The following is a 5212-nucleotide window of genomic DNA, read 5'->3' on the forward strand; positions in this document are numbered from 1 at the left end:
GAACCCTAAGCAGCCGTTACCGCAGAAACGGATATGTACTCGATCTGATCCAACATCCTGGTCGGCCCAGAGGCCGCCATCGGGGGCAAGCCCCACATTCGCCGTCCATGCCTCAGGCGCCCATATTTTCCGAGGTAACAATGTGCGGCGCAATATGCACCCGATGCCGCATTGCATCGAACCCCTCGGCGCTCTGCAATTGCACCAGCAACTCCACCAGGGCCACCGCCGTCTGGCGCGGCTGCGAATCCATCACCACATCGATCAACCCGCGGCTCAGCGCCTGGCGCGACAACTCGGTGGACTCCTGCAGGATGCAGCACAACGCCGGACGCTTGGGCAGTTGCGCCAGGGCGTTGATCACGCCGTCACCGCCACCGCCCACCACGCACAACCCGCGCAGGTCGGTGTGGCGGCTGAGCAGGTCGAGGGTGGCCTCTTCGGTGATGTCGCAGTTGTCCAGATTGATCAGCGGTTCCAGCGGTTTGAGCCCCGGCGCGTGTTCGGCCAGGTAGCCGTGCAAGCCTTCGACCCGCGCCTGGTGGCCGAGAAAGCGATGGCCACCCAGCAGAATGCCCACGCTGCCCTTGCGCGCACCGCACGTGCGCGCCAGCAGCCAGCCCATGGTGCGTCCGACGACGTGATTGTCCTGGCCCACATACGGTTCCCGGGCTTGCTCATGAATATCCGAAAGCAATGCCACTACCGGCACGCCGGCTTCGCGGATTTGCGCAAGGCAGGCATTGATCAGCGGATGGGCGAAGCTGACCACCGCCAGGGCGTCGCACTGCACGGCCAGTTGCTCGATCTGCGCGACGATGGCGCTGGGCGTGCGGTCATTGATGTAGTCGAACTGGCAGGTCAGGTTGGCCGTGGCGTGATGCTGCGCCGCGTCGCCGATGGACTGGGCCAGGTTGGCATAGAACGCCTGGGCGGTGCCCAGCAGGAGAATGCCGAAGCGGTAGGTCGGGCGCCGTTCGCGAATGCGCTGGCCGATCAGCCGCGCGGCAAAATAACCCACGGCTTCGGCAGCCTGGAACACCTGTTCGGCGGTTTGTGGATTGACCGGTGCGCGGGCGTTCAACACGCGGTCGACGGTGGCCACACTGAGGCCAGCATGGGCGGCAACCGTGGCGATGGTCGGGCGTTTATGGTTGGTCATGGCGAGCCCCTTGAGCGTCTTGATAGAAAACTATCAAGCCCCGCTGGGCCTGGATGATAGCTTGATAGGGAATGGATTCAAGGCCTTGAGGGTGATTTAGCCGCGCTCTATGGTTGGTTTCGCAAAGCACCTGAAACCCTACGCTTGCGGAGAACAATAACAATGCCTGAATACACCGCTCACCGCGCCCGACGCGACTACAGCCTGACCGGCCCCGAGGCCGCCCGCGCCGCCGAAAAAGGCCTGGTCTCGGCGCGCTGGTACCAGTCGCCGGTCCCGCGCAAACGCATGAAGGAACTGATGCAGCGCCGCGACGGCCCGGCGCTGGTCGACACGGCCATTTGGTTCGCGGCGTTGTTCGCAACCGGCTTTGGCGGCTACTGGTTCTGGGGCTCCTGGGCCTGTGTGCCGTTCTTCCTGGCCTATGGTGTGCTCTACGGCACCGCCTCCAACCCGCGCTGGCACGAAACCGGCCATGGCACGGCGTTCAAGACCCGCTGGATGAATGACGTGCTGTACCAGGTGGCATGCTTCATGTGCATTTTCGAGCCCCATGTGTGGCGCTGGAGCCATGCCCGGCATCACACCGACACCATCGTCGTCGGCCGCGACCCGGAGATCGTCGAGCCGCGCCCGCCGAGCTTTTTGATGATGTTCCTGAGCCTGTTCAATCTGCCCCTGGCGTGGAAGACCTTCAGTGGCGTGGCGCGCCATGCCATCGGCCGGATGAGTGCCCAGGAACGGGATTTCATCCCGCAATCCGAATGGCCCAAAGTGTTTCGCGCCGCGCGCATCTGGGTTGGCCTGTATGGGGTGATCATCGGCAGCGCCTTGTACCTGCAGAGCTGGTTGCCGCTGATGCTGGTGGGTCTGCCGAGCATCTATGGCGCCTGGTTGGGCTACCTGTTCGGCCTAACCCAGCACGTGGGCCTGGCCGAAGACGTGCTCGACCACCGCAGCAACTGCCGCACGATCTACATGAACCGCGTGCTGCGCTTTATCTACATGAACATGAACTACCACCTCGAGCACCACATGTACCCGATGGTGCCGTTCCACGCACTGGCGCAATTGCACGAAGAGATCCGTCGCGACTGCCCGCCGCCTTACGCCAATCTGTGGGAGGCCTACAAGGAGATCCTCCCGACGGTCTGGAAGCAGCGCAGCGATCCGACCTATTTCGTCCAGCGTCCGATCCGACGGCAGCCTGAATCAGCCCCTGCCTCCGTGCACGCAGAAGTTTCGGCCGGCTGAAGTTCGTTTCCTTTTAATAAGAGATAAAAACCATGAACGATCAATGGATCGACGTCTGCGCCGTGGGCGACATAGACGAAGAGGACGTGCTGCGCTTCGACCATGGGGCGCACACCTATGCGGTGTTTCGCTCGGCCGAGAATGAGTTTTTCGCCACCGCCGGCCTGTGCACCCATGAAAAAATCCACCTGGCCGACGGCCTGGTCATGGACCATGTGATCGAGTGCCCCAAGCACAATGGGCGCTTCGACTACCGCTCCGGCAAGGCCCTGGGCGCGCCAGTGTGCGTCAATCTGCAAACCTACCCGGTACGGGTCGAAGCGGGGCGGGTGCTGCTCGCCGTCACGGCGTGATGATGGACGCGCCCCTGATTATCGTCGGCGCCGGCCATGCCGGTGGACGTGCGGCGTTGACCCTGCGCGAAGAGGGTTACAGCGGTCGGCTGATCCTGATCGGCGACGAACCCCACGTGCCCTACGAACGACCGCCCCTGTCCAAGGGCCTGTTGCAAGGCAGCCAGGACCTGGCCGGCTGCAGCTTGTGCGACGGCACACGCCTCGCCGAGCTGGGTATCGAGCATCTGGCGGGCAACGCGGTCAGTCGGCTGGCGCCATTGCAGCATCGGCTGCAGTTGGCCGATGGCCAGTGGCTGCCCTACCACGGATTGCTGCTGGCCACCGGCGGCCGTGCGCGGCGTCTGCCGCAGGCGCAGTCCAACGTGCTGTACCTGCGCACCCATGACGAAGCCCTGGCTCTGCGCGAGCAGTTACGCCCCGGCGCTCGGCTGGTGGTTATCGGTGGCGGCTTTATCGGCCTGGAAGTGGCGGCGACCGCGCGCGGCCTGGGCTGCGCGGTCACGCTGCTCGAAGCCGGGCCGCGCCTGGCGGGCCGGGTATTGCCCGCAATTATCAGTGACGCGCTGCTGGCGTTGCACCGCGAGCAAGGCGTGGACGTGCGCGTGAATGTCGCCGTGGCGTCGATCGAGGCCGACGCTGTACGCCTGGTGGATGGGCACACGCTGCCGTGCGACCTGGTGGTGGTCGGTATCGGCATGCAACCCAATGTCGAACTGGCTGCGGCGGCCGGGCTGGACGTGGGGCAGGGCATTCGTGTCGACGCGCAGTTACGCACCAGCGCGGCGAATATCTACGCGGCGGGGGACGTCTGCGAGTTCCGTCTTGGCGGGCTTTACCAGCGCCAGGAAACCTGGCGCAACGCCGAGGCTCAGGGGCGGCATGCCGCCTTGAATCTGCTGGGCCGCGCATTGCCTTTCGAGGCCGTGCCGGGGTTCTGGTCCGACCAGTATGACTGGGGCTTGCAGACGGTCGGTGTGATGACGCCGAGCGTGGTCAGCCGGCCATTGCCCGACGGCGGCCTGCTGCTGTTCTACCTCGGTGACCACGGACATTTGCAAGGCGCCTGCGGTTGGGCACCGGGCAACCGCGTGGCCCGGGACATCAAGCTGTGCGAACGCCTGATCGCCGCTCGTGTGCCGTTGTCATCGGCTGCCCTGGCGGATCCGGCTATTTCTCTCAAACAATGGCTGCGAGGCTGATATGCGCCACTTGCTGGTATTTCAATCCTTATGGGCGATGCAAACCGAACCCGGCCCGCTTGAGGCGCAACTGGATCGCATCGCCGCCGCCGGTTTCGATGGCGTCACCGACCACTACTGGCAGGCCGACGCAGTTGCACGCCTGTACGCAGCTACCGCCGCGCGCGGCTTGCAGATCGAAGGCCAACTGTTCCCGCAGACGGTGGACGACCTGGCGCGCGCCCTGGAGGTGATCAACCGTCATGGCTGTCACCACCTGACCCTGCAAGCCGACGTGCGTCCGCGTACCCAGGCCGAGGCGGGCCGGTTGATCGAGGGCTGGCAACGCCTGGCCGAGCAGGTGGATTTTCCGATTCTGCTGGAAACCCACCGTTATCGGCTTACCAGTGATCTGCTGTTCACCCTCGACCTGCTGGCGCAAATGCCTGACTTGAAACTGCTGGCCGATCTGTCCCACTACGTGGTCGGGCGCGAATTGCCCGAGCCCGGCGACGCCGATGACGATGAGCACATACGTACCATCCTGCGCCGTAGCTGGGGCTTTCATGGTCGCGTGGCCAGCAGTGAACAGGTGCAGGTGGCGCTGGATTTCCCGCAGCATCAGCCGTGGGTAGAGCGATTTACCGGATGGTGGCGCTACGGGATCGAGGATTGGCTGGCCCGCCCCGAGACGCCGCGAAGCCTGTCGTTCACCTGCGAACTCGGCCCGCCGCCTTACGCGATCACCGGCGCGGACGGCCGAGAGCTCAGTGATCGCTGGGCCGAGGCGCTGAAGCTCAAGGCGCTGATTCGCCAGGTGTGGGACCACTCACTGGCGACAACGTAGCATCAGGCCAGCCAGCCGGTGCTGACCGCCACGATCAAAAACACCCCCAGCAGCGCGCGGTAGATCACGAACGGCCAGGTGGAGAAGCGTTCCAGAAACTTCATCAGGCCCCAGATGGCGAAGAACGCCGATATGCTCGCCACCACCAGGCCGAAGATCAAATGCGGCCAGGCATGGGCGGGCATGTCGGTGTGCAGCAGCACCCACAGTTCTTTCAAACCGGCCAGGGCAATGGCGGGCAGGCCCAGCAGGAACGAGAACCGTGCGGCTTCTTCGCGTTTGAAGTTCAGGAACAGTGCTGCGGTCAAGGTCGAGCCCGAACGCGATACGCCGGGGATCAACGCGCCAATCTGCGCAATCCCGACGATCAGCGCATCGCGCAAACGCATCTGGCTCACGTCGCGGGTGTGGCGGG

At 64.4% G+C, this 5212-nt stretch carries 6 protein-coding genes; 4 read left to right on the forward strand and 2 right to left on the reverse strand.

Annotation, left to right across the window (positions count from 1 at the left end; all coding sequences use genetic code 11):
* Window positions 1-112: 112 nt before the first annotated feature.
* Window positions 113-1162: a LacI family DNA-binding transcriptional regulator gene (locus BFP93_RS18665; RefSeq protein ID WP_065894220.1), complete on the reverse strand. Its 1050-nt coding sequence runs from the start codon at window positions 1160-1162 to the stop codon at window positions 113-115.
* 162 nt (window positions 1163-1324) lie between these two features.
* On the opposite strand from BFP93_RS18665, the gene BFP93_RS18670 reads away from it, so the two are divergent.
* The 4 genes from BFP93_RS18670 to BFP93_RS18685 are packed head-to-tail and all read left to right on the forward strand — an operon-like array spanning window position 1325 to window position 4797.
* Window positions 1325-2416: a fatty acid desaturase family protein gene (locus tag BFP93_RS18670; protein ID WP_065894222.1), complete on the forward strand. Its 1092-nt coding sequence runs from the start codon at window positions 1325-1327 to the stop codon at window positions 2414-2416.
* Between the two features lie 32 nt (window positions 2417-2448).
* A complete protein-coding gene (locus BFP93_RS18675; RefSeq protein WP_057721995.1) occupies window positions 2449-2769 on the forward strand; it encodes a MocE family 2Fe-2S type ferredoxin in 321 nt (106 codons plus the stop codon).
* Window positions 2770-2771: 2 nt separating this feature from the next.
* Window positions 2772-3971 carry an NAD(P)/FAD-dependent oxidoreductase gene (locus tag BFP93_RS18680; protein ID WP_065894224.1) on the forward strand — a complete coding sequence of 400 codons (1200 nt, stop codon included), beginning with the start codon at window positions 2772-2774 and terminating at the stop codon, window positions 3969-3971.
* Window position 3972: 1 nt separating this feature from the next.
* Window positions 3973-4797, forward strand: a complete 825-nt coding sequence (locus tag BFP93_RS18685; protein ID WP_065894226.1) for a sugar phosphate isomerase/epimerase family protein — start codon at window positions 3973-3975, stop codon at window positions 4795-4797.
* A gap of 2 nt (window positions 4798-4799) precedes the next feature.
* Here the strand turns inward: BFP93_RS18685 and BFP93_RS29340 are convergent.
* The coding region (locus tag BFP93_RS29340) for an undecaprenyl-diphosphate phosphatase (protein ID WP_256095224.1) at window positions 4800-5212 on the reverse strand (413 nt) is incomplete at its 5' end.

The organism is Pseudomonas sp. 44 R 15 (genome assembly GCF_900004965.1).
Taxonomy (GTDB): Bacteria; Pseudomonadota; Gammaproteobacteria; order Pseudomonadales; family Pseudomonadaceae; genus Aquipseudomonas; species Aquipseudomonas orientalis_A.

Bases quoted from the DNA above. Each gene is read 5' to 3' on its own strand.
- BFP93_RS18665 (WP_065894220.1), bottom strand. From the start codon at position 1,162: ATGACCAACCATAAACGCCCGACCATCGCCACGGTTGCCGCCCATGCT.
- BFP93_RS18670 (WP_065894222.1), top strand. From the start codon at position 1,325: ATGCCTGAATACACCGCTCACCGCGCCCGACGCGACTACAGCCTGACC.
- BFP93_RS18675 (WP_057721995.1), top strand. From the start codon at position 2,449: ATGAACGATCAATGGATCGACGTCTGCGCCGTGGGCGACATAGACGAA.
- BFP93_RS18680 (WP_065894224.1), top strand. From the start codon at position 2,772: ATGGACGCGCCCCTGATTATCGTCGGCGCCGGCCATGCCGGTGGACGT.
- BFP93_RS18685 (WP_065894226.1), top strand. From the start codon at position 3,973: ATGCGCCACTTGCTGGTATTTCAATCCTTATGGGCGATGCAAACCGAA.